21 protein-coding genes and 1 tRNA gene are annotated in these 23,844 nt (G+C 56.4%); 11 read left to right on the top strand and 11 right to left on the bottom strand.

Annotation, left to right across the window (positions count from 1 at the left end):
* Positions 1–165: 165 nt before the first annotated feature.
* Both AZE99_RS09365 and AZE99_RS09360 read left to right on the top strand, forming a co-directional pair.
* Positions 166–1,002 (top strand): outer membrane protein, encoded by an 837-nt coding sequence (locus AZE99_RS09365; RefSeq protein ID WP_067200206.1) that lies wholly within the window; start codon positions 166–168, stop codon positions 1,000–1,002.
* Between the two features lie 433 nt (positions 1,003–1,435).
* On the top strand, positions 1,436–2,806 hold the full coding sequence (locus AZE99_RS09360) for a PQQ-dependent sugar dehydrogenase (protein WP_067200203.1): 1,371 nt from the start codon (positions 1,436–1,438) through the stop codon (positions 2,804–2,806).
* A 57-nt stretch (positions 2,807–2,863) separates the two neighbouring features.
* On the opposite strand, the gene typA is transcribed toward AZE99_RS09360, so the two are convergent.
* Entirely contained in the window at positions 2,864–4,681 is a 1,818-nt protein-coding gene (gene typA / locus AZE99_RS09355; protein WP_067200202.1) for a translational GTPase TypA, read from the bottom strand.
* 141 nt (positions 4,682–4,822) lie between these two features.
* Between typA and AZE99_RS09350 the strand changes: the two genes are divergently transcribed.
* Positions 4,823–5,788: a bile acid:sodium symporter family protein gene (locus AZE99_RS09350; protein WP_067200199.1), complete on the top strand. Its 966-nt coding sequence runs from the start codon at positions 4,823–4,825 to the stop codon at positions 5,786–5,788.
* Between the two features lie 88 nt (positions 5,789–5,876).
* Here the strand turns inward: AZE99_RS09350 and AZE99_RS09345 are convergent, their stop codons facing one another.
* Both AZE99_RS09345 and AZE99_RS09340 read right to left on the bottom strand, forming a co-directional pair.
* Positions 5,877–8,384 (bottom strand): ABC transporter permease, encoded by a 2,508-nt coding sequence (locus AZE99_RS09345; RefSeq protein WP_067200197.1) that lies wholly within the window; start codon positions 8,382–8,384, stop codon positions 5,877–5,879.
* Positions 8,381–9,106: an ABC transporter ATP-binding protein gene (locus tag AZE99_RS09340; RefSeq protein ID WP_067200195.1), complete on the bottom strand. Its 726-nt coding sequence runs from the start codon at positions 9,104–9,106 to the stop codon at positions 8,381–8,383. The genes AZE99_RS09345 and AZE99_RS09340 overlap by 4 nt, the downstream gene beginning before the upstream one ends.
* 17 nt (positions 9,107–9,123) lie before the next feature.
* Between AZE99_RS09340 and AZE99_RS09335 the strand changes: the two genes are divergently transcribed.
* From AZE99_RS09335 to AZE99_RS09310, 6 genes are all read left to right on the top strand, one after another.
* Complete coding sequence (locus AZE99_RS09335) at positions 9,124–9,840, top strand: arylesterase (protein WP_067200192.1); 717 nt, start codon at positions 9,124–9,126, stop codon at positions 9,838–9,840.
* 159 nt (positions 9,841–9,999) lie between these two features.
* A complete protein-coding gene (locus tag AZE99_RS09330; RefSeq protein ID WP_067200188.1) occupies positions 10,000–11,205 on the top strand; it encodes a toxic anion resistance protein in 1,206 nt (401 codons plus the stop codon).
* Between the two features lie 6 nt (positions 11,206–11,211).
* Positions 11,212–11,925 (top strand): hypothetical protein, encoded by a 714-nt coding sequence (locus AZE99_RS09325; protein WP_067200185.1) that lies wholly within the window; start codon positions 11,212–11,214, stop codon positions 11,923–11,925.
* Between the two features lie 120 nt (positions 11,926–12,045).
* On the top strand, positions 12,046–12,633 hold the full coding sequence (locus AZE99_RS09320; protein ID WP_067200181.1) for a carboxymuconolactone decarboxylase family protein: 588 nt from the start codon (positions 12,046–12,048) through the stop codon (positions 12,631–12,633).
* An 11-nt stretch (positions 12,634–12,644) separates the two neighbouring features.
* Complete coding sequence (locus tag AZE99_RS09315) at positions 12,645–13,910, top strand: cytochrome P450 (protein WP_197460158.1); 1,266 nt, start codon at positions 12,645–12,647, stop codon at positions 13,908–13,910.
* 118 nt (positions 13,911–14,028) lie between these two features.
* Positions 14,029–16,089 (top strand): catalase, encoded by a 2,061-nt coding sequence (locus AZE99_RS09310; RefSeq protein WP_156472182.1) that lies wholly within the window; start codon positions 14,029–14,031, stop codon positions 16,087–16,089.
* A 227-nt stretch (positions 16,090–16,316) separates the two neighbouring features.
* Here the strand turns inward: AZE99_RS09310 and AZE99_RS09305 are convergent, their stop codons facing one another.
* From AZE99_RS09305 to AZE99_RS09280, 6 genes are all read right to left on the bottom strand, one after another.
* On the bottom strand, positions 16,317–17,009 hold the full coding sequence (locus AZE99_RS09305) for a nuclear transport factor 2 family protein (RefSeq protein ID WP_067200175.1): 693 nt from the start codon (positions 17,007–17,009) through the stop codon (positions 16,317–16,319).
* A 25-nt stretch (positions 17,010–17,034) separates the two neighbouring features.
* Complete coding sequence (locus AZE99_RS09300) at positions 17,035–17,715, bottom strand: TVP38/TMEM64 family protein (protein ID WP_067200173.1); 681 nt, start codon at positions 17,713–17,715, stop codon at positions 17,035–17,037.
* Positions 17,716–17,728: 13 nt separating this feature from the next.
* Positions 17,729–18,289 (bottom strand): cytochrome b, encoded by a 561-nt coding sequence (locus AZE99_RS09295; RefSeq protein WP_067200170.1) that lies wholly within the window; start codon positions 18,287–18,289, stop codon positions 17,729–17,731.
* Positions 18,286–18,534 carry a hypothetical protein gene (locus tag AZE99_RS09290; RefSeq protein ID WP_067200167.1) on the bottom strand — a complete coding sequence of 83 codons (249 nt, stop codon included), beginning with the start codon at positions 18,532–18,534 and terminating at the stop codon, positions 18,286–18,288. Before AZE99_RS09290 ends, AZE99_RS09295 begins: the two co-directional genes overlap by 4 nt.
* A gap of 311 nt (positions 18,535–18,845) precedes the next feature.
* Positions 18,846–18,919, bottom strand: a tRNA-Gln gene (locus AZE99_RS09285).
* A 56-nt stretch (positions 18,920–18,975) separates the two neighbouring features.
* A complete protein-coding gene (locus tag AZE99_RS09280) occupies positions 18,976–19,638 on the bottom strand; it encodes an SOS response-associated peptidase (RefSeq protein WP_067200165.1) in 663 nt (220 codons plus the stop codon).
* A 113-nt stretch (positions 19,639–19,751) separates the two neighbouring features.
* Between AZE99_RS09280 and AZE99_RS09275 the strand changes: the two genes are divergently transcribed.
* Both AZE99_RS09275 and AZE99_RS09270 read left to right on the top strand, forming a co-directional pair.
* On the top strand, positions 19,752–20,864 hold the full coding sequence (locus AZE99_RS09275; protein ID WP_067200162.1) for a Ppx/GppA phosphatase family protein: 1,113 nt from the start codon (positions 19,752–19,754) through the stop codon (positions 20,862–20,864).
* Positions 20,861–21,535 carry an RlmE family RNA methyltransferase gene (locus AZE99_RS09270; RefSeq protein WP_067200159.1) on the top strand — a complete coding sequence of 225 codons (675 nt, stop codon included), beginning with the start codon at positions 20,861–20,863 and terminating at the stop codon, positions 21,533–21,535. Before AZE99_RS09275 ends, AZE99_RS09270 begins: the two co-directional genes overlap by 4 nt.
* Here AZE99_RS09270 and AZE99_RS09265 read toward each other — a convergent pair.
* Both AZE99_RS09265 and AZE99_RS09260 read right to left on the bottom strand, forming a co-directional pair.
* A complete protein-coding gene (locus AZE99_RS09265; RefSeq protein WP_231862581.1) occupies positions 21,532–22,317 on the bottom strand; it encodes a DsbA family protein in 786 nt (261 codons plus the stop codon). The genes AZE99_RS09270 and AZE99_RS09265 overlap by 4 nt on opposite strands.
* Positions 22,318–22,402: 85 nt before the next feature.
* Complete coding sequence (locus tag AZE99_RS09260; RefSeq protein ID WP_197460157.1) at positions 22,403–23,803, bottom strand: M48 family metalloprotease; 1,401 nt, start codon at positions 23,801–23,803, stop codon at positions 22,403–22,405.
* Positions 23,804–23,844: the final 41 nt, after the last annotated feature.

The following is a 23,844-nucleotide window of genomic DNA, read 5'->3' as shown; positions in this document are numbered from 1 at the left end:
CTTGGAACATATAGAATCCTGCGTTTCAACCGTCTGAATCCGCGTGGCCAAAATTTTGTCGCTTAAATATCACACCCTCAGCTTATCCAGTTTACGATGCAACCATAACCGCTGCCATGCGCTTGATGTGTCTCGATATTAGTTGAGTATAAAGAGGAGTTTATTATGTCCCCCATCAAATGCGCGCTTGGCGCAGCCACTATGCTTACGGCAATCGCCGCTGTTCCCGCCCAGGCGCAGGAAATTGAAAATACGGAATTCGACGGTTTCTATATCGGCGGATCCTTTGGACTGGGCGCCCAGACCAATGACCGGAACGAAAGCATCACATTCGACACCAACCGTGATGGCAGTTTTGACAATAACGTGAACACGATTACCGGCGCGAATGCGTTCTCGCCCGGCTTCTGTAATGGCGCTGCAAACGGCAGTGTTCGCACAGCGGGTTGTCAGAATGACAAGGACGATATTGATTATTATGTTCGTGCAGGCGCGGACAAGCAATATGGCAATCTTGTTGTCGGTTTTGTCGTCGATGCCGGTCGCAGTGAATCGACTGATAGCGTGACAGGGTTCAGCACCACACCGGCGTCGTACACCTTCACTCGCCAACTGGACTATGCCATCGGTGCCCGTGGCCGGATTGGATACACTCCTGGCGGTGTTCTTTTCTATGCCACCAGCGGTATATCCTATGCCAAGATCGACAATAGCTTCACCACCACCAATGGTGCGAATAGCTTCACCGACAATGGGAAAACCGAAAGCTTCGGTTGGACCGGTGGTGTCGGCGCAGAGGCCAAGGTCACCGACAATATTACCATGGGTCTCGAATATCTCTTCACCCGGTATAATGATGATGATTATGTCGTAAATGTAGGTCCAGGCACGGCAGGCGCTACCAACCCGTTTCTTTTGGCATCCGGTGGCACAGACATGAAACGCAGCGATCCAGACTTCGATCTGCATAGCATCAGATTGACTGCGGCGTTCCGTTTCTAACGGATACTGCAAGTGGATATGAAAAGGGCGGTCTTGCGGGCCGCCTTTTTTATAGCTGTCGTCGTTCTAAGCCGTGTCCATCTGGATTGACACTTTCTTGCATTTGTTCGGATCCAGGTAGCGTTTGCGCAGACCACCGCTCTTAACGACCGAAAGTCATTCATTTTTTTATCCTATGAACTCGTGGAATTTTTATACCGAGCCAAATTTATGGCAGCCGTCAAAATTCATTGGATTAACCTTGTCAGCCAAAATTTAGAAAGTTATCAATCCTTCTAATTTGTTGGGAGTTTGGTAAAAAATGCGTAGTTCGTTATTTGTAGTCTCTTCATTTCTACTTGCTGGATGTGGCGGTGGAAGCAGTTCGTCCTCGCCAGTGCAACTTCCACCATCGGCGAATTCCCGACCACAAATTTTGGCTATCGCGCCTCAAATGACCAAAGAAAATCAGATAAATGTGCTGACCGCGCAGGCGAATGATCCAGATGGCGATCAATTGAGTTTTTCCGTTGCTGGTACCGATGCCGATGACTTTGTCATCAGTTCCTCCGGGGCATTGTCATTCAGGACCGCGCCGAATTTCGAACTGCCGACCGATACCGACATGAACAATGTGTACAATGTCTCCGTTATCGTCAGCGATGGCAGTCTGACCGCTAGCACCAACGCGACGGTTACGGTGGAGAATGATCGTGAAGGAATTCGCGTTCGTCGCCTGACGACTGGATTGAATGACGTCTCCGTTATTGCGACGATCCCGAGCCAAGCAAAAGTGTTTGTGGCAGAGCGGGGCGGCAATATTTATGAAATGGATACAGTCGATGGGACGCGCAGTCTCGACCGAACTCTTCTCAACGTAAATACGGCAGGCGAAGGCGGGCTTTTGGGGCTGACGGTTGACCCTGCTTTTTCGGCCAATAACACTTATTGGGCTTTCGTGACTGCGGCAAGGAGCGGTCCCTTCGCTAGTTCAGGAAGTGATATTTCGATCCGAAAAATCAATCGACTCACACCTGAATCGTTGCTGGGCAGTGGCACTCAGTTTGAAATTCCGCACGATTCCGACATAAATTATGGCGGCTGGCTGGGATTTAGTCCGGATAACGATCTCTATGTGATGGTTGGTGATGCGGGCGATGTCGATAATGGTCAAAACCCTAATTCGAAACTTGGCAAGGTGCTAAGGTTACGACCAAATCCGGATCCATATGCTGGAGCTGCCCCCATATTTTTTCTCGCTCCTCCAGGAAATCCTTACGCTGCGGGCGGCGGGGATCGCTTTGTTTATGCACTCGGTTTGCAGGACCCAAAAAGTGGGAGTTTGTTCGGCGATGGAATATATTTTGCTGACCGCGGTAGCTCTTTTTCAGAAGAAATAAATTTCCTGTTTCACAATGTCGGCGGCTCAAATTTCGGGTGGCCCTTTTTCGAAGGCAGCACAGCGGCGACAGGCAGTACGACAGAGACTTTGACGGCATCGGTGACCGAATATGCAAGAGGCAGTGGTGATAGAGCGGGGAGTTCGGTAGTTGCTGGTGCGATCTATACCGGACCGATTGTCAGCTTGCAGTCAAAGTATATCTTTGCAGACAGGAACAGCGGAAAAATTTGGGCCGTCCGGATAAATGACCTGATGGGGCAAGGAATAGTGCCCCCGTCACGATACGAACTTCTCAACACCGATTTTGAATCAGATGCCGGTAGTCTGGATGCTATCGTTGCGATCGGGACCGATCGAGAAAATAACCTAATTCTCGCCGACTCAGACGGCGAAATATTTGTCGTCGAACCATCGGGATTTTAATTTCCGCCGACTTAGATCAAATAATAATATTCGTCGAGCCAGCGGAAAGAATCAGGTTTAGGCAGCCGCTGCTTGACGGGACGCTTTCTTGCGATCGTTTGGATCGAGATAGCGTTTGCGCAGGCGGATATTCTTGGGCGTTACCTCGACCAGTTCGTCATCGTCGATATAGGCAATGGCCTGTTCCAGCGTCATGACTTTCGGCGTGGTCAGACGGATGGCGTCTTCCTTGCCGGAGACCCGGAAGTTGGTCAGCGCTTTTGATTTCATCGGGTTGACGTCGAGATCGCCAGGCTTGGCATTTTCGCCAATGATCATGCCTTCGTAAACCGGGGTCTGTGCGCCGATAAACAGTACGCCGCGCTCTTCGAGCATGTTCAGCGCATAAGCTGCCGTGTTGCCAGTACCATTGGACACCAGCACGCCAACCGGACGGCCTTCGATGACGCCCTTATAATCGTCATATTTTTCAAACAGACGGTTCATCAGGCCGGTGCCGCGGGTGTCGGACAGAAATTCGCCATGATAGCCGATCAGGCCGCGCGAAGGTGCGGAGAAGGTCAGACGGGTCTTGCCAGCGCCGGAAGGACGCTGCTCGGTCAGTTCCGCCTTGCGGCGCTGCATCTTGGAAACCACAGTGCTGGAATATTCGTCATCAACGTCGATGACAACGGTTTCATAAGGTTCCTGGCGTTTGCCATTTTCTTCGCGGTAGAGAACCCGCGGACGGGAAATGCCCAGCTCAAAGCCTTCGCGGCGCATCGTCTCGATCAGCACGCCGAGTTGCAATTCGCCGCGGCCAGCAACTTCAAAGCTGTCCTTGTCGTCGCTTTCGGTGACTTTGATCGCGACATTGGATTCGGCTTCGCGTGCGAGGCGATCGCGGATCACGCGACTGGTAACCTTGTCGCCTTCGCGGCCGGCAACCGGACTGTCATTCACCGCAAAGCGCATGGACAGTGTTGGTGGATCGATCGGTTGTGCAGCAATCGGTGTTTTTACCGAAACATCGCAGATTGTGTTGGAAACGGTCGCTTTTGTCAGGCCGGCAAGGGAAATGATATCACCCGCCTTGGCGCTTTCCACAGGGACCCGTTCAAGGCCGTTAAAGGCCATGATCTTGGTGGCGCGGCCGGTTTCGACGATGTTGCCGTCCATATCGATCGCATGGATCGGCATGTTAATGTCGATTTTTCCGCTTTCAACCTTGCCGGTGAGAATGCGGCCCACAAAATTGTCGCGGTCGAGCAACGTGACGAGAAACTTGAATTCAGCGTCCGGATCAACGTCAGGCTCCGGCACATGTTCGATAATCTTGTCGAACAGGGGAGACAGATCGCCTTCACGTACATCCGGGCTCGTACCGGCATAGCCGTTGCGGCCGCTGGCGAAGAGCGAAGGGAAATCAAGCTGCTCATCATTGGCGTCAAGATTGACGAACAGGTCGAACACTTCGTCGAGCACTTCTTCAGCGCGGCCATCGGGACGGTCGATCTTGTTGACGACAACAATCGGCTTCAGGCCGAGAGCCAGAGCCTTGCCGGTCACGAATTTGGTCTGCGGCATAGCGCCTTCGGCGCTGTCGACGAGCAGAATCACACCGTCGACCATCGACAGGATGCGTTCAACCTCGCCACCAAAGTCGGCATGGCCCGGGGTATCAACAATATTGATCCGCGTGCCTTTCCACTCGACGCTGGTGCATTTTGCGAGAATCGTGATGCCGCGTTCTTTTTCAAGATCGTTCGAATCCATCGCCCGTTCCTCGACACGTTCATTGTCGCGAAATGTGCCGGATTGGCGGAAAAGCTGGTCAACCAGGGTTGTTTTGCCGTGATCAACGTGCGCAATGATTGCGATATTGCGAAGGGACATATTAAATTCTACCGTTAGAAGAGGAAAGGGCGGCCATAAGCAAAGCCCCGATATTGCCGCGCCCTTAGCCTGTTTGGTGCTGCACCGCAACATCAGAAAGCTTGCCAAATCATCTTCGGCAATTCATTTGCCCCAGCCTATATGCAAACCGTTCGTCTGATCCTCACTGATAAATTCATCTGGCTGCTCAGCGGAGCGGTGCTTCTAGCAACCCTGTTGCCTGTGCAGGGGGTGGCAAAAGAGGTGGCGGGGATTTTATTCAACGCCGGCATTTTTGCAGTATTTCTGCTCCACGGTATCCGACTCGAACGGCATGAAGTGCGGGCAGGGTTGAGCAATATCCGGCTGCAGGGTACGATATTCGTTTGGGTATTCGGGGTGATGCTGGCAATCGGTCTGCTGCTATCCAGGGCGGTCGAACAGGTGTTGCCTGCCGACGTCGCGCTGGGCTTCCTATTCTTGGGTGTGTTGCCCTCAACAGTGCAGTCGGCAACCAGCTATTGCGCTATCGCCAGGGGGAATGTGGCCGCTTCCGTGGTCGCTAGCGCCTTCATAAATCTCGTCGGAGTTTTTCTGTCGCCGCTATTGTTTGCGCTGCTCGCGCGCGCCGCTGGCGTTGAAATCACGTCCGAGACAATCATCAAGCTCGCCGCCATATTGTTATTGCCGTTCGTTCTGGGGCAGACTTTTCAAAAATGGCTGCGACCCTGGGTGATGCAGCATAAGGATCTGACGGGCTGGATCGACCGGGGGGCAATTGCCCTGGCGGTCTATGTTTCCTTTTCTGCGGCCATCATCGCCGGGATGTGGAGCCGGGTGAGCGGTACCGAATTTACCTGGCTGGCTGCTGCTCTGTTATTTTGGCTGGGACTGGCCTTTGGCGGCACATGGCTGCTGGGCGGCCTTATGGGATTCGCCCGCCATGATCGAAAAACACTGCTATTCTCCGGAGCGCAGAAGAGCGTTGCCATTGGCGCGCCGCTGGCGGCGATAATCTTTGCTCCAGAACGGGCCGGCTTGGTGATATTGCCGCTGATTTTCTATCATCTTGCGCAACTGTTTCTTTCGGCTCCGGTGGCGGTAAGATTGGCCGGAGACGAGGATTAACTGATCAATGCCCGTTCGTCCTGAGCTTGTCGAAGGATTGCGCGTGGCGATAGAGGCACTTCGACAAGCTCAGTGCGAACAGGACCTTCTATAGCTCTCGCAAAGCCCTTGCCGGTTTGGCCGACAGCACCGGGATGGAGCCAAGCAAGCCGATCCCCAGGGTTGCAATCGCGCCGATGCCCAGCGTCAGCAGGACGATTCCCCAATCCGGCTGCCAGGTGAACTCGAAAATCTGGGTGATCACGAACCAGCCGGCAAACAGGCCGAGCCCCAGAGCCACCGCTGATAACAGAAATGCCAGCAGCGCATATTCGATTGCCTGAACCGATAATATCTGTGCCCGCGTTGCGCCGAGCAGCTTCAGGATCACGCTGTCATAGACCCGCGCCTGGCGCGATGCGGCAATGGCGCCGATCAGCACCGCGATGCCGGAGAAGATCGCGATCGAGGCGGCGGCAGCAATGGCGGTGGCCATCTGGTCCAATATGTCGCCGATCTGGGAGGCGATTTCCTTGACCTTGACCATCGAGATGGACGGGAATTCCTGCGGTAATATGCCGAGCAGTTGATCTTCCCTGGCCGCTTCCAGCTGGATGGTCGCTGCGACATTATGCGGGACATCAGCCAGAACGCTGGGCGGGAAGACCAGTACATAGTTGAAGCCGAAATTGCGCCAGTTAACCTTGCGGAACGAGGCTACCCTGGCCGGAATCTCGACACCGAGGAGGCTGACGGTCAGGCTGTCTCCGATTTTGAGGCCCATTGCCGCGCCCTGTTCTTCATCGACCGAGACCAGAGGCGGTCCGTCATAATCAACAGGCCACCACTCGCCCTCGGCAATTTCGCTGCCTTCGGGAATAGTCGCACTATAGGTGAGGCCGCGATCGCCACGCAGCACCCATGCGCCTTCGGGGAGGGTTTCCAGTTCGGAAACCCGCTGGCCGCGGAATTCGGTGATGGATCCGCGCAGCGTCGGTACGATATTCACTTCGGCAGCTTTGGAAGTCTCCGCGACCTTGGCGCGGAATTCGTCGGCGCGTTCGACCGGGATGTCGAGCACGAAAAAGCTCGGGGCATCGCGGGGAACGGTCGAGCGGATTTCGTTGGTCAGGCTGGTCTGGATTGCAGACAGCGTGGCGAACAGGGTCAAGCCGAGTCCCAGTGCGACAACCAGCTGTCCAGTCTGGGCACCGGGACGATGCAGGCTGGTCAGCGCGAGTCGCAACAATGGATGTTTCGGGCGCGGGGCCTTGCTGGCCAGCCAGCGGATCAGCGCGCCCAATCCAGTCAGCAGGAGCAAGATCGCGGCTGCTGCGCCCATGAACGAGGCGGAAAATAAAGGTTCATTGGCTGTGCCGAGAGCGAGCGCGATGATGGCGGCAATCGCCAGGCCCACACCAACCCAGCTTTGCCGGTCAATCTGGCGCCAAGAACGGCCTTCGCCGCGGATGATACCGGCTGCCGGGATTGTCTTTGCCCGCGACAAGGGGGGCAGGGCGAAGATGACGGCGATCAGCAATCCATAGAGTGCGCTGACCAGCAAAGGCAGCGGATAGACGGCAAATTCCGGTTTGATGGGTAGAACATCGCCCGCGATCTGGATGATCGCCAGCGGAGCCAGGGCACCAATGACGAGACCCAGAGCAATGGCGCCCAGTGCCACCGCCATGATCTGGAACAGATAGATGCGAAAGATCATCGCGCTGTCTGCGCCAAGTATCTTGAGCGTGGCGATCGCACCCTGCTTGCCGCGCAGGTAAGAGGCAACGCCATTGCCGACGCCGATGCCAGCGATCACCAGTGAGGCGAGGCCAACCAGAGTCAGAAATTGTCCCATGCGTTCAATGAAGCGTCTCGTGCTTGGCGCACCATCGTCGCGTGTCTTGACTTCCCACGAGGCGTTAGGGAATCGCTCGGAAAGCCGGTCGCCGACCTCACGGGGAATGTCGGTAGCAGGCAGTTTGAGACGATATTTGCTCTCGAACAGGCTACCGGGCTGGATCAATTGTGTGGCGCGTAGACCGTCCAGCGACGTTATTGCCACCGGCCCCAGCGACAGGCCTTCGCTGAGCCTGTCAGGTTCTTCGGCGATGATGCCAGAGACAGTAAAACTGGCCTCGCCAAAGTCGACTTGGTCTCCGCTTTCCAGTGCCAGCCGCTGCTTCAGGGCAGGGGTGACATAGATTTCCTGTGGTCCGGGTGCAGAAACCCTCTGGCTATTCTCGAGCGTGAAATTGCCATAAAGCGGGTAGCCACCATCGACGCCTTTCAGCTCGACCAGTTGCGTGTCGCTGCCGTCCGGCAACCGAGCCATCGCCTGCATCCGCAGCGTTTCAGAGAGGGTTCCTGCCTGCTTGAGGGCGGCCAGTTCCTCGACAGTGGCTTCCCGCTGGGCAACCGCAATCTCCAGATCGCCGCCCAAAATCGCCTGACCGCGATTGGCCAGTTCTTCGGTGATCGCGTTGGTCAGACTGCCAATGGCTGCCAAAGTGGCAACGCCGAGAAACAGGCAGATAATCAGCAGCCGAAGGCCGACGAACCGTCCCCGCAGATCACGGCGGGCAATAGTCCATGCTTTGCCGAGTTCAGCGCTCACGCGGCGCTGTCCCGTTCGATCAGACCGTCGCGCAATTCGATGATTCGATCGCAACGCTTGGCCAGTTCGGGATCATGGGTAATGATCAGCAGGGTTGCTGCGGTGGCTTGCTGGCGATCGAACAGCAAAGTGATGATTTTCTCGCCGGTGGTGCCGTCGAGATTGCCGGTGGGTTCGTCTGCGAAGATGATCGTTGGCCGCGAGGCCATCGCGCGGGCAATGGCCACGCGTTGTTGTTCACCGCCGGACAGCTGGGTCGGATAATGGCCGAGACGGTCGCCGAGGCCGACTGCCGTCAATTCCTTTGCAGCGATTTCAAAGGGATCGGGTTGGCCGTCCAGTTCGAGCGGAACCGCAACGTTCTCCAGCGCTGTCATCGTGGGGAGCAGGTGAAAGGCCTGCAATACTATGCCTACGCGGCCGCGCCGGGCAACCGCCAGCTGATCCTCGTTCATCGTGCCGAAGTCGGCGCCGGCAATGTTTACCGTACCACCGGTTGCCCGTTCGAGACCGGACAGGATCGCCATCAGCGAAGATTTGCCAGACCCGGACGGCCCGAGCAAGGCCACTGTCTTGCCCTCCTCGATCGACAGATCGATACCGCGCAGAATATCGACTCGCGCTGTTCCTTCCCCCAAAGACAGGGTGACATTCCGGGCTGCAATCGCGATATGGGGTTCAACTGTGGCGGCGTCGCTCGATGCGGCGGTTTTCTGGATCATGGGGGTAAGGATATCCGATGTTGAAGAATTTGGTCTTATATGGGTTCACACTAGCATTTCTGCAACTTTTGATCGCTTGTGGCCCCGCGCCGGAAGCGGCGCAAGCTGTTCCAGAGGACGTAGAGACGGCATCGACCGAAGTGGGCGGCGATCAGAAGGCGGAAGTGAAAGAGGCTGAAATCCTGATCGTTGCTTTTGGTGACAGCCTTTATGCCGGCTATGGTCTGGACCAAAAAGAGGGCTTTGCACCGGAACTGCAGGCGGCGCTGAAGGCGGCCGGCAAGGACGTTCGGGTGCACAATGCTGGCGTGTCGGGCGATACGACGGCTGCGGGACTGCGGCGGATGGATTTCGTTCTGGATAGCCTGTCGCGCAAGCCTGACCTGGTGATATTGGGGCTCGGTGGCAATGACCTGCTGCGCGGTCTGAAACCGGCTGATACCCGCGCCAATCTGGATGCGATGGTCAAAAAGCTTCAGGATCGTGGCATCTCGGTAATGCTGACGGGCATGCTGGCTCCGCCCAATCTGGGGGCGAAATTCAGCGATGAATTCAATATCATCTACCCTGCGCTTGCCAGAAAATATGATGTCGCGCTCTACCCGTTCTTCATGGATGGTGTGGTGGGAAATCCCAGTCTTTTCCTGCCCGATGGCCTGCATCCGACCGCCGAGGGCATTGATATCATCGTGGGAAAAATCGCGCCGCAAGTGGTGGAAGTGCTGAAAGGCTGAACTTTGCCAAAGATGGAAGAATTGGAAGCATGTTGCACAGTTTCATAAAAACTGTATTATTTATCTAATACAGCAGTTGAAACGCTTGAAAAGCGGGGCATTTGCATCCATTTATAGGAAAAGCCCCGCACTGGTGCCGGGGCAGGGAGGCTGAACAGCATGGCGACCGAAACAATCACCGCGACCGATGAACTGAAATTGACTCCGCCGGATCCGGTGGTTCCTGTCGCTCCCGAAAAGGCCGGAGGCCTGGTTTCGATCGGCGACGAGGTTAAGTCCAAGCTCGAGGAAAAAGTTGACCATTTTATCGACGATTTGATCGCTCAGGATCAAAATAGTCCCGAATTTGGTAAAAAAGTGGACCAGATTACCAATATTGGCCGCAAGGAAATTGCCGAAGCGGCGGGCCAGTCCAACCGTTTTCTCGATCGCCCGATCCGGTCGATGGACGAAGAAAGCGGCATTGGCTCCGATCTCGCCGAATTGCGCCGGACGGTCGAGGATCTTGATCCGGGCAAGCGCGGCAATCTGACTGCCAAGAAGAAGATTTTCGGAATCATCCCGTTCGGCAACAAGATGCGCAATTATTTCGACGGCTACAAGAGCGCGCAGGGCCATATCGGTTCGATCCTGGACCGGCTTCGTTCCGGCAAGGACGAATTGCTGATGGACAATGCGGCAATAGATGTCGAACGCAAGAATCTCTGGGCGGCCATGGGTCGGCTGGAGCAGATGATCCACGTTTCCAAGGTCATGGACCAGCGGCTCGAAGACAAGGCTGCCGAACTGGACGCCACCGATCCGGGCAAGGCCAAGGCGATCCGCGAAAGCGCGCTTTTCTATGTTCGGCAACGCACGCAGGATCTGCTCACCCAGATGGCGGTTACCGTACAGGGCTATCTTGCGCTCGATCTGGTGAAGCGCAACAATGTAGAACTGGTCAAGGGCGTCGACCGGGCCAGCACAACCACGGTGGGCGCTTTGCGCACCGGTGTGACCGTCGCTCAGGCGCTGACCAACCAGAAGCTGGTCCTCGACCAGATTACCGCGCTCAACACGACGACGGCAGGCGTGATCGACAGCACCAGTGAGATGCTGAAGAACCAGACCGGCCAGATCCACGAGCAGGCTGCCTCGTCGACCATTCCGCTCGAAACGCTGCAACGCGCGTTCCAGAATGTCTACGACACGATGGACAATATCGACACGTTCAAGTTGAAAGCATTGGAGAATATGAAGGCGACCGTGAATTCTCTTTCCGGCGAGATCGAGAAATCCAAAGGCTATATTGCGCGATCCGAAGGGCAGGCAAAGGCGCAGCTGGAAGCGCCTTCCGAAAACCCCCTGTCGGCGCTGGAGGAATAGAGCCTGGTGACCGAATCCAATCAGCAAATCTTTGACAGCGCGGCGCGGGCGCTTCGCGATTCCCAATTCCGCCGCTCGATCGGCAATCGCTCGCACAAGCTGAAGCAGGGCCATTTCTTCAAGAAGCTGGGCCGTGCGGCCTTGTGGACTGTTGGCGTGCTGGTCGGTGCGAGCATCGTTGGCGGGATTTTGAGCGGCATCGGTTTCTGGGGTGTGATGATATCTGCCGGGCTGATCGCTGGCGGTATCTGGGCCTCGATGAAATTTCCGAAAATGAAAATGCCGACGCCCGAGACTATCATGAAGTCCGATCTAAAGTCGCTGGCCGGCAAGACCGAAATCTGGCTGGAAAACCAGCGCCCGGCGCTGCCTGCGCCGGCGGTCCAGATCGTCAACGGCATCGGCGTTCAGCTGGACATGCTCTCGCCGCAACTGAACAAGCTCAACGAGGGAGATGCTGCGGCCTACGAAGTGCGCAAGCTGGTTGGCGAGCATCTGCCCGAGTTAATCAACGGCTATCGGGCGATTCCCGCCTCCATGCGCAGCAAAGCGACCGATAGCGGAAAATCGCCGGACGAGCAGCTGATCGGCGGGCTGACCCTGATCGAAAAGGAAATCGCCGGGGTGACCCAGCAGATTGCCAAGGGCGACATCGACAATCTGTCGATCCGTGGCCGCTATCTCGAGCTAAAATATGACCAGAATGCGGAAGCGGAATAATAGCGGGCTTTTCTATTTTTCGCGCCGTCCCAGGCTAGCCCTTGTTCAATTCGACAGTTTCTTTCGTTCCGGGAAAATCTAGACTCCTCCCAATATCATTGTCGGATTGGGGAGGATCGGATGAGCCGGATATCGAAGCTGCCGCCGGAGGGTTGGGATCCACGGATCAGGGCTGCCGTGAATCCGGACGCCGCGACCGACCTCGAGCAGGGCCTTGTCCGCCATTTTGCCCATTGTCCCGAGCAGGCACTCGGCCTCATGCAATTTGGCGGTGCGCTCAAGGCAGGCCGTAACCTGCCGGAGCGACTGGTCGAACTGGTCCGGCTGCGGATTGCTTTCTTCAACCAGTGCCGCAGCTGCATGGCGATCCGCTACACCGATGCCGTTAATGACGGCGTCGATGAAGGCGCGGTCTGTTCGCTGGAGAAGCCGCAGGAAGCCGACAATCTCAGCGACGCAGAGAAGGCGGCGATCCATTATGGCGAGCTGATGGCGACCGATCATCTGGCGATTGATGATGCTGTCCATGTCGGTCTGCGCGAATATTTCAGCGAAGCACAGATTGTTGAACTGGGCATGACCTGTGCCTTTTTCGTCGGCTTCGGTCGGCTGGCAGCGACCTGGCATATGGTCGAAGAACTGCCCGCGGCGTTCCAGAAAGCCCAGACCATTGCACCATGGGGGGAAGAGAAAATTCAGGTGCGCTAGGGAGAAATAGCATGGCAACGAAGGCCGATATCAATCTGCTTGATGTGGAAACGCAGCAATGCCCTTATGACGCCTATAAGGTGCTGCGCGAGGAGGCGCCGGTCTACAAGCAGCCGGGCACCGATATCTATGTGATCACCCGCTACGAGGATGTGCGCCGCGTCCTGCTCGATCCTGAAACCTTTCCGAGCAGCCCGAAGAAATTTGCCGCCTTCAACAAGACCGGCACCACCGAACGGCAACAGCTGGTGCAACAGCGTTTTGAGGAAAACGGCTGGCTGCCCGAGCCGACCTTGTCGAGCCGCGATGATCCCAATCACAAACAGATGCGGGCGATGTTCAACGAGGCGTTCAAGCCGAGCAAGATCAAGACCATGGATCCGCTGGTCGAGACCCTGGCCTATGAACTGATCGACGGCTTTATCGATGACGGCCAGTGTAACTGGGTCAGCCAATTCGCCGTACCTTTGCCGCTCTATATCATTGGCGAGCAAATGGGCGCGCCGCGCCAGGATATGTGGAAGATCAAGCGCTGGACCGATGCCTTTTTCCAGCGGATTTCGATGATGCTCGACGAGGAATCCGAACTGGAAATGGTCGACCGCGAGATCGAGGGGCAGCATTATTTCCATCCCATTTTCGAGCGGCTGCGCAAGAATCCCGACGACAGCCTGCTCAGCGAGCTGGTCAACCGGGTGATCGAGGAATGGGGCCGGCCGCTCAACGACAATGAGCTGCACGCCGAGATGATGGCGGACACATTTGTCGGCGGCAGCGAGACGACGACCAACGCGCTGGCATCGGGCATCCGCTTGCTGATCGAGAACAAGCATGTCTGGGAGCAGCTGAACAGCGATCCCGACAAATATATGAAGACCTTTGTCGAGGAAGTGGTGCGGCTGGAATCGCCGATGCAGAGCCTGATGCGCTTTGCCGGAGAAGAGGTGGAGATGCACGGCGTCACCATACCGAAGGGTGCGCTGATCAATGTCCGCTATGCCGCCGCCAATCGCGACGAGAGCGTGTTTGAATGTCCGGAGAAAATCGACCTGGAGCGCAAGAAAGCCGGTGCTCATATGGGCTTTGGCTCCGGCGTCCACCATTGTCTCGGCGCTCCGCTCGCCCGGCGTGAATTGATCTGGGGCTTTACCGCAGTGGTCGACCGGTTCGAGGACATGTGGTTTATCGAGGGCAAGAATGATTTTGCCATCCACCCGCATTTCCTGCTCCGATCGCTGAAGGAACTGCATATCGGTTTCACGCCCAAGGCAAACTGAACACGCCGCTCCAACGGGAGCGACGAGACGAAATTTTTATCGGTCATTCCGGTGAACCATCTTTCCCGACCTGCGTAGGTTTGAGTGAAGAGACATGTTCCCAACGAAGGAAAAAGCCATGACAGACCTGAAACTCGGCGAAAACGGCGAACCACGCCAGACCGCAACCGGCAACGACGATATCATGACCACGCAGCAGGGCATGCCCGTGTCGGACGACCAGAACAGCCTGAAGAGCCATGCCCGCGGCGGCACGATGCTGGAAGACCAGATCATGCGGGAAAAGATATTCCACTTCGATCATGAGCGCATTCCCGAGCGCGTCGTCCATGCGCGCGGCTATGGCGTTCATGGCCATTTCGAACTGACCGAGGCGATTCCGGAACTGTCCAGCGCCGACATATTCCAGCGGGTCGGAGAAAAGACCCCGCTATTCTGCCGCTTCTCGACCGTTGCCGGCAGCAAGGGTTCGCCCGATGTCGCGCGCGACGTGCGCGGCTTTGCCGTCAAGTTCTATACCAAGGAAGGAAACTGGGATCTGGTTGGCAACAATATTCCGGTGTTCTTCATCCAGGACGCGATCAAATTTCCGGACCTGATCCACTCGGTCAAACCCGCGCCCGATCGCGGCTTCCCGCAGGCGCAGAGTGCCCATGATAATTTCTGGGACTTTGTCACCCTGAGCCCCGAATCGATGCATATGATCATGTGGGTGATGTCCGACCGCGCCATTCCCCGCTCCTTGCGCTTCATGGAAGGGTTCGGTGTGCACACCTTCCGTCTGGTCAATGCAGACGGCAAATCGCACTTCGTCAAATTCCACTGGAAGCCGAAGCAGGGCATGCAGTCGGTGGTCTGGAACGAAGCGTTGAAAATCAACGGCATGGACCCCGACTTTCACCGCCGCGACATGTGGGATGCGGTCGATTCCGGCGATTATCCGGAATGGGAACTGGGCGTGCAGGTGTTCGACGATAAATTCGCCGATGAATTTGAATTTGACGTTCTCGACCCGACCAAGCTGATCCCGGAAGAGCAGGTTCCTGTCCGGATCATCGGCAAGATGGTGCTCGACAATAATGTCGACAATTTCTTCGCCGAAACCGAGCAGGTGGCTTTCTGCACCCAGAATATCGTGCCGGGCATCGACTTCACCAATGATCCGCTGCTGCAGGGACGAAATTTCTCCTATCTCGATACCCAGCTGAAGCGGCTTGGCAGCCCCAATTTTACCCATATACCGGTGAACGCGCCGAAATGTCCGGTGCGCCATTATCAGCAGGACGGCCATATGGCGATGACCAACCCCAAGGGGCGGGTCAATTACGAGCCGAACAGCTGGGACGAAGGCGAGGGGCCGCGCGAAGATCCGGCCAGGGGCTTCAAAAGCTATCCGGAAGAAGTGGACGGCACCAAGCAGCGCGTCCGCTCGGAGACTTTTGCCGACCATTATAGCCAGGCCCGGCAATTCTATATCAGCCAGACCCCGATCGAGCAGGATCATATTGCCGCTGCCATCACCTTTGAGCTTTCCAAGGTCGGCAAGGAAGCGATCCGCGAGCGGATGGTCGGCCATTTGCGCAATATCGACGCTGATCTTGCTAAAAATGTTGCCGATGGTATCGGTATGGAAAAGCTGCCCGAGAAGATCAAACCCGCGCGCAAGCCGGTGGATGATTTGCCAGCATCGGACGCGCTCAGCATGCTCAAAAACCCGCCGGAAAGCTTTTCCGGTCGCAAACTGGGCATTTATATCGCCGAGGGCGGCGATGCCGATCTGGTGAAGGCATTGAAGAAGGCCACCGAGGATGCAGGCGGCACCACCGCGATCATCGCGCCGCATGTTGCCGGCGCAAAATTGTCCGACGGCAAGAACATGCCGGCTGACGAGAAAATCGATGGTGGCCCGTCGGTGGTCTTCGATGCGGTTGCCCTGGTGATGTCGGAAAAGGCTGCGGAAAAGCTGGCCGGCAACAAGCCGAGCCAGGATTTCGTCAGCGACGCCTTCGCCCACGTCAAGTTCATCGCCTATTCCGAAGGCGCGATGCCGCTGCTGAAAGCGGCGGGTATCGCCGACAAGATCGACGACGGTGTGGTGGAAATCGGAGCGAAGAAAGATGCTGCGGACTTTCTCAACCAGTGCAAGAATTTGCGCTACTGGGACCGGGTCTCGGGATAACGACAGGATAATAGCGGCGCGCCCGGCAAATTTACCAGCGCCGGTGATATGGCGGGCGCACCAATAGCTAAAGGTCGAAACGACAAGCGTTCACTCGTTTGTCGCTTCGATTCGTTTTGTCCCAGGAAGCGGCTGTATCGACGCCGAGCGGAGGATTTAGAAGAGAAACCGGATCCGCCGTGGGGATGATGGTTCCGGATCACGGAGGATCGCCAGGGTTCCACCAGCTATAGATTTCCCAGCGGGATGTTGCTGTCGTTCAGCCATCGCTGTCCGTTCTCATATAGGGCACGGGATTCTTCCGTCTTGTCGACAATCTGACCCGGCTGAATGGTAAAACCCTGCAATGACAGTGCGGCAGCCAAATGTTTGTACGCCGGTTCATATTGCCCGATATTGAGCGCGCGATAGAGTAATCCGAAACTCATTGACGGACCGACGCTATCCATTCGGTCATTTTGATAGACGGCGATGCGTCTGCTGATCCGCCACTTCTGCGCCCGATATTCGAGATAATCGTAAAAATAGGCCCTGGATATCACATCAATTTCCATGCCGCCCTTGTCAGCCCGCGCATTGATCGAAACCGGAGTAATCGCGATGGCGCGATCGCCTTTAACTTCGATGATCGACGGCTTGATAACGTGATTTGAATCTGCACCGCCTTCCGCCATTTTGATCGATGCATCTACAAAGCCGGCGAAATCCCCGACATACCAGGTGACTTTAATATCTCCATCGGGATGAAAGGTATCACGCAACTCTTCCCATAAATTGTGATCGCGATAATATCCCCATTTCAGCATGAGCTGGCTGATTTCCGATCGATCATCATGGACGGATCGACCGTTATCCTGCGCAGAGGCCAATCCGGCCATTCCGCAAATCAGCAATATGGTGGCGAAAATTCCCTTTTTCATGAGAGCAGGTCCTTATGGTCTGAAATTATCGGGAGCCGTGGCTGGCGACGTCGGATCGAACGGTTTTGTTCGAGAATTTTTTGAACGCCAGCCAGCAGCCTGTCGGCAGAATGGCCGCGCCGATAAAGGCCAGTGTTGCCGAGCCGGACTGCAGCGCCGCTGCACCAAGGCCCGCGAAAACTATCGCAACACCAGCATTGGCGATACCCGTTGCGAGCATGAATTTTGCCAATGGCATCCGAGTGATGCCTGCCGCCAAAGTCGTGAGTTCGGCGATCATGGGCACGGGGCGGGTCATGATGAGCGTCGCAACGCCGAGATCATCTGCAAATTCGGTCGCCGTATCGAGATCGTCCGGGCCAACCAGCTTTTTCGCAAGCGGGCGCCCGGCACATCGTCCGATCGAATAGCCAAAAATGCAACCCAGAGTGAGACCGATCCATACTACCACTGATGCCAGGGCCCAGCCTAGGACCGAACCGGCCAGTGTGTTGGTCAGCCCGTTTGGCACGGGCAAGAATATGTCGGCGGTGAGCGCGGCAATGACGAGAGCGGAGACGTGAGCCGGGCGTTGGTCTGCCCATGCCAGTGCCTGCGCTCCCCATGTTTCCGCCGGACCGTCCAGCAACAGCATGGGTATCGCAATCGTGGTCAGGAACACGATTCCGAAGGACGCCCATTTGGCCCAGATGGGAACGCCGTTCATTTGCTTTTCTCCATCAGCCCGCCTTGTCGCTTTTCCAGAATTGCAGCATCCGGCCGGTTACGCCATCGCGCACAATTATCAGATGATAGAGCGCGCCCAGAATATGGAGCAGGATCAGGGCAATGATCAGATTGGTTGCAAGCTCATGCAAGCCACGAAAAAAATAGAATATAAAGCCGGAGCCACTGCCGTCACCCAGTGCGAAAAGCCCGAAGGGGGAGACAACCGAATTCGCGTTGATCGCGGAGCCTATTCCGGTGACAATCAATGTTCCGATCAGGATATAGAGGGCCGAATGGGCGTAATGAGAGAGTTTTTTCTGCCATAGCGCCATGTCCGTGGGCAGGGCCGGCGCACCGTTTCGCCAACGCAAATATAACCGGATTACGAACAGAATTGCCACGATGGTACCGAGCGAGGCGTGATCACTTCGGGACTCGAAACGATCACTATCGGCCATGATCCCGGCAAATTTTTGCGCGATGAACAGATCCAGCATGATCGCGAGCGCTATCAGCCAGTGCAGGATTTTCTGACCGATCGAATAATCTGCTCTTTGGGTTGCATATGTCATGCCTGTCTTCCTTGCTCGGACACTAGTTTCTGTTGAATGCCTGGGGCATTGGCCCCGCCGTTACTTTTCATTTCCGCTTCGACGGTTTGGCCGATCCTGAGATATCGCGGACGGCGCGCTTGAGCTTTCAAGAGCCGGTCCCGTTTCATTGCTTCTGGCAGGCGAGCTCCGCTTTTCCGGATCCTGGGAATTTCGGGCGCGGAAAATTTCACATGGGTAATAGCTTCTATCTTGATGATACTCACCGCTCAATCTCCCAGCGAAACCCAGTTGACCAAATAGTCAGATAACTATAGTTGACCATGCAGTCAATTAATGATCTGAGTGCCAGAGACGAGTGGAAGGTCCAGTGTTCGCGGCTCGTGCTCTTTGCTGCCAGCGATTATATTTAAAGTGAGGCCTGCAGATACCCATATCATGCACTTCAGCCTGACAGTCTGGCAGGTGGTTTTAATCAAGCGTGAGAAGTGCTGCGCAACGATATGCTGTGCCTGAATCAGACCCAAGCATTCCTGCAGCTTTGAGCCGCATCGGTGTCGATAGAAACTGGGAAAACTGGATCCCCCGTGAGGATTCGAACCTCAATTAACGGAGTCAGAGTCCGTGGTATTACCATTATACGACAGGGGAGTGCCGGTGCGGGGCAATAGGCATGGAGCGGGTCAGGGTCAAGCCTTTTGGTGGTCTTATTCAGCGATTGGCTCGAGCAGTTCGGGACCATTGTTGCGGTTGTTGTTGACCAGGCTGGAAATCCGGGTCGCCGTCAGCTCGCCCCGATAGGTTTTTGCCAGATTTTCTGCCTCTTCCCAGCCGCCGTCCATCCATGTGCCGATTTCGGCTTGTTCGAGAATGGCCGGCGCGCGGTCGTGGATCGGGGTGAAATAGTCCGGCGCTGCGGTGGTGATTACCGTATAGCTGTCGATCGCGAGCCGGTCATTATGCGTCCACAGACCGGCGAGCAGCATTGGCTGGTGATCGCTGCGCTCGACCTTATAGGGTGTCTTCTTTTTCCCCTCCCGTTGCCATTCGTAAAAGCCGGATACCATGATGATGCAGCGATGTTCGTTCAGAAGCGGCTTGAACGAAGGCTTCTCGGTCAGCGTCTCGGCGCGGGCGTTGATCATATTGGCGGCAAATTTGGTGTCTTTGGCCCAGTGCGGCACCAGCCCCCAGTGCATCCGTTCCAGCGACCTGCTACCCTCTCGGTTGACGCAGACCGGCACCATCTGGGTGGGACAGATGTTATGATTGGGCTGGAAATTGCTGTTGGGGGGCGGCTGAACGATCGCCAATATGTCGCGATATTCTGCCCAGGTCAGTTCTTCATGACTAAATTTGCGGCCGCACATGATATTTTCCGTTCGACTTGGTTACCGCCCCTTGCGTCAAGGCTGCTGCGGCGTTATCTTCCTAGGCAAGTACCGGCGGTATTATCCGATCCGGAGAACATAAGAGTACGGTCATGGCGGATCAAGCATCCCCATCGCCGCAAGATGCAAACGGCGGATCATCCGCAAGGAAATCCCGCCCGAAACCTGCGGCGACACATAACGGACAGAGTCGAATTGCGCCTTCTGTCCAGCAAGGCAACGGGCGTTGGCCCAAATTGCGGTCCTATGCGGCAATTGATCTTGGCACCAACAACTGCCGGTTGCTGGTTGCAAAACCGTCTTCGGATGGCTTCATCGTCACCGACGCCTTTTCGCGCGTCGTGCGACTGGGTGAAGGATTGGTCGAATCCGGAAAGATCAGCAGCCGGGCCATGGACAGAGCGGTTGCCGCCCTGTCGATCTGCGCCGACAAGCTGCGGCGTCGCAATGTGACGCTTGCCCGGTCAGTGGCGACCGAGGCCTGCCGGCGCGCCAGCAACGGCGACAAATTTATCGAGCGGGTGCGGCGGGAAACCGGAATTGCGCTCGATGTGATCACCGCAGAAGAAGAAGCGCGGCTGGCGGTGCTCGGCTGTCATATATTGCTTGAACCGGGCGAGGGACCGGCTTTGATTTTCGACATCGGCGGCGGTTCGACCGAACTGGTGCTGGTCGACACAAGCGGTTCGGCGCCGGAAATTCTTGACTGGCAGAGCGCGCCCTGGGGTGTGGTGTCGCTGACCGAAAGCGAGAAATTTGATGGTGAGGACCCGGTTGCACGCGAAGAGGCCTTTGCCGCAATGCGCGCGCGGGTCACCGATAGCTTTGCCAGTTTTGCTGCGCGCTTGCCGCGGCTTGACCAGTGCGACTATCGCTTGCTTGGCACGAGCGGGACGGTAACTACATTGGCCAGCCTGCACCTGAAATTGCCGCAATATGATCGCAAAGTAATCGACGGCCTGATCGTGCCGACGGAGTCGATGCGTGAAATCAGCAATATGCTGGCCCAAGCTTCGCCGCAAGAGCGCGCTGATATCCCGTGCATCGGTCGGGAACGCGCCGATCTGGTAGTCGGCGGTTGCGCGATCCTCGAATCAATCCTCGACATCTGGCCGGCGAGCCGCGTCGGTGTGGCGGATCGCGGCATACGCGAGGGCATATTGCGCTCGCTGATGTCGGCCAACGAACGGAGTTCGGTCCGATGAGCAGAGGCAGGTCAGGAACCAGGCAGAAGGTCAAAACGGCCAAGGGTCGGAAGATTGGCTCCACCCGGTGGCTCGAACGGCAGCTTAACGATCCTTATGTCAAACAGGCGCGAGCCGAAGGCTATCGTTCTCGTGCAGCTTACAAGCTGCTCGAGCTGGACGAGCGGTTCAAACTGGTGCGCAACGCCAAGGCCGTGGTGGATCTCGGTATTGCGCCGGGTGGCTGGGCCCAGGTGATGCGCAAACATGCGCCCAAGGCGGCGATCGTCGGCATCGATTTGCTCGATGTTGATCCGATCGACGGGGTTACCATTTTCAAGATGGACTTCATGGATGATGCCGCGCCGGATCTGTTGATCGAAGCGCTCGGCAGCGCTCCGGATCTGATATTGTCCGATATGGCCGCCAATACGGTTGGTCATCAGCAGACCGACCATCTGCGGACGATGGGACTGGTCGAGGCAGGCGCCTATTTTGCAGTGGATAATCTGCAGAAAGGTGGCGCTTTCGTCGCCAAGGTGCTGGCAGGCGGAACCGATAACGAACTGCTGACCTTGCTGAAGAAGCATTTTGACGTGGTGAAACATGCCAAGCCGCCGGCGAGCCGCAAGGGTTCGTCCGAATGGTATGTGATAGCCCAGGGGTTCAAGGGCAGGGCGGAAGACGGTTAATCGGCGGCCCGCGCTTTTGCTACCATTTCCTTCAGGCCGTCATAGCCGATTGCTCCGACTTCGGATTGATTGCCAATCACCCAGGCAGGCGTACCGGTGAAGCGCAGCTGCTGGGCGATGGCGATATTATTCTGAATTTCGTTTTTGGCTTCGGGCGAGGCGATGAAGGCACGCGCTGCGGCCATGTCCAAACCGACTTCCCTGGCAGCGGCCTCGATTGTCGAGGGAGTGGGGCGACCGGTGGCAAACATCGTTTTGTGGAAGGCATAATATTTGCCCTGTTTTGCCGCCGCCAGCGCCATCAGCGCCGCATCATTGCTGGCCTCGCTGAGGATCGGTAGTTCGCGGAACACGACTTTCACATTCTTGTCTTCCGCGATCAGCTTGGCCACATCCCGCTCGGTCTGCTTGCAATAAGGGCAGTTGAAATCCGAATATTCCACGACAATCACATCACCATCGGGGTTTCCTGCGAAAGCATTCCCGGCAAAGGGCTTTTCGATCTGGGTCCGTACAGTGCCTATCGCGCCCGCCTGCTGACGATTTTGCAACAGCTCCACCGCTTCCGGAATAATCTCGGGATTCTTCAGAATATAGTCGCGTATAATTGCCTCAATGGCTTTTTGTTCCTGTGCATTGATGCCCGCCGCCAGCGCCGCTTCGCTGGCTGCTTCGCTCGACGAAGTGCTGCCAGCCTGCCAGAACCAAACGCTCACTGCCGCCGCTATGGCCAGACCGCCACCCGCCATAATCATCCACTTTCTGTTTGAAACTTCATCCACAATCGGGTTCTTTCCTTGTCGGATGGCATTGGCCATGGCCGCATGGCTTGTCCAGCGCAATTGGCTCTGGCGAGCATATTACGGCTTAACGCCGGCGGTTGTTTTTTTCAAATTCGGCCTTGGCGATGAAGGAAATGTCCTGCGCGCGGATCCAGTCGGGCGTATATTCCTCTATGCCGGACATGGCCACCTGTGAACTGCGAATGGCACCGGCGTAATTTTGTTCAAGCAAAGAGCTTTCTGCTGTCGCCAGCTGCGCGCGCGGGATATCGCCCTGCTGGGAATAGACCACTCCCAGCTGGTACCAGGCAAAGGGATTGCGATTGTCCTTGTGGACCGCAGCTTTCAGGACGGTTGTTGCCTCATCCAGATATTGCGGATCTTCGGTGGCGATCAGGGCGTGGCCGAACAGGCTCGCGATCAGCGGCTGGTTGTTGGTCAGCTGCACGGCCCGGCGCAGCGATTTCAGGGCTTCATCGGGCTTGCCGGATTCCAGCAAAATCTGGCCCTGCAGCTCCAGAAAATAGGGGTCATCGGGAGCGGACTGGAGCAGATTGTTGACTTCATACAGCGCGCGATCCGGGTAGGCGCTCTTGTGCCAGGCATAGGCGCGGGCATAGCGGGCAGGGACCGACTGGTCGCTTTCGGGATATTCCCGCAATGTCACATTGGGGTCGGCTGTATAGCCGAGAAGCTTGGCCTTGACCCGCTGAAACCGGCTTTCAATATCCGGGTTGGAGGGTTTGTCCCATGCGGGATCTTTTTGATAGACGTCCCTGAGCAGGCTTACCCGTTCCCCCGAGAGCGGGTGGGTGCGGCCGTAGCTGTCTTCCTGGGGAATGCCGAGACGGAATTCATAATTTTGCAGCTTCTTGAAAAAGTCGATCGAGCCTTTGCCCGATATGCCGGCTTCAGAGAGATAGCGGGCGCCAGCAGAGTCAGCTGAGCGTTCCTGCACCCGGCTGAAGGCGAGGAATTTGCCCATCGCGGCTTGCTGGCCCGCCGCCAGAATTCCCATGCCGGCGTCACCGGCCCCGGCGGCAATGGCGGCTGCGCCCAGAACCAGACTGAGAATGGTGATTCCCGTCGCTGTTTTTACCCCTTCGTCAAACCGTATGATATGACCTCCGGTAATATGGCCCAGTTCATGGGCCATGACGCCTTGCACTTCATTGGCACTGTCTGCCGTTTCGATAAGTCCGGAATAGAAATAGATACGCTGCCCGCCAGCGACAAAGGCGTTGATCTGCGGATCGTTGATCAGCACGACCTCGACCTCGTTGGCATCCAGTTCGGATACCGCCACCAGCGGCGCGACCATGTCGGTGAACAGGGCCTCGGTTTCGGCGTCGCGCAATATCGACTGGGCGGCGACCGGTTGCACGACGATCGAAATCATCGCCAGAAAGGCAACCATATAACGGGTTAGCTGGCCTGCGGCTGGCAGTCCGATGCGGGAAAATGAGACAGCAAGAAAATTGCGCATATAATTCCTCAGCATGAAAGTCCGGTTTGAGCCTTACCCCC

Source organism: Sphingorhabdus sp. M41 (assembly GCF_001586275.1).
Taxonomy (GTDB): Bacteria; Pseudomonadota; Alphaproteobacteria; order Sphingomonadales; family Sphingomonadaceae; genus Parasphingorhabdus.
Note: the sequence above shows the minus strand (reverse complement) of the source record. Positions and strands in the feature narration are given on the sequence as shown.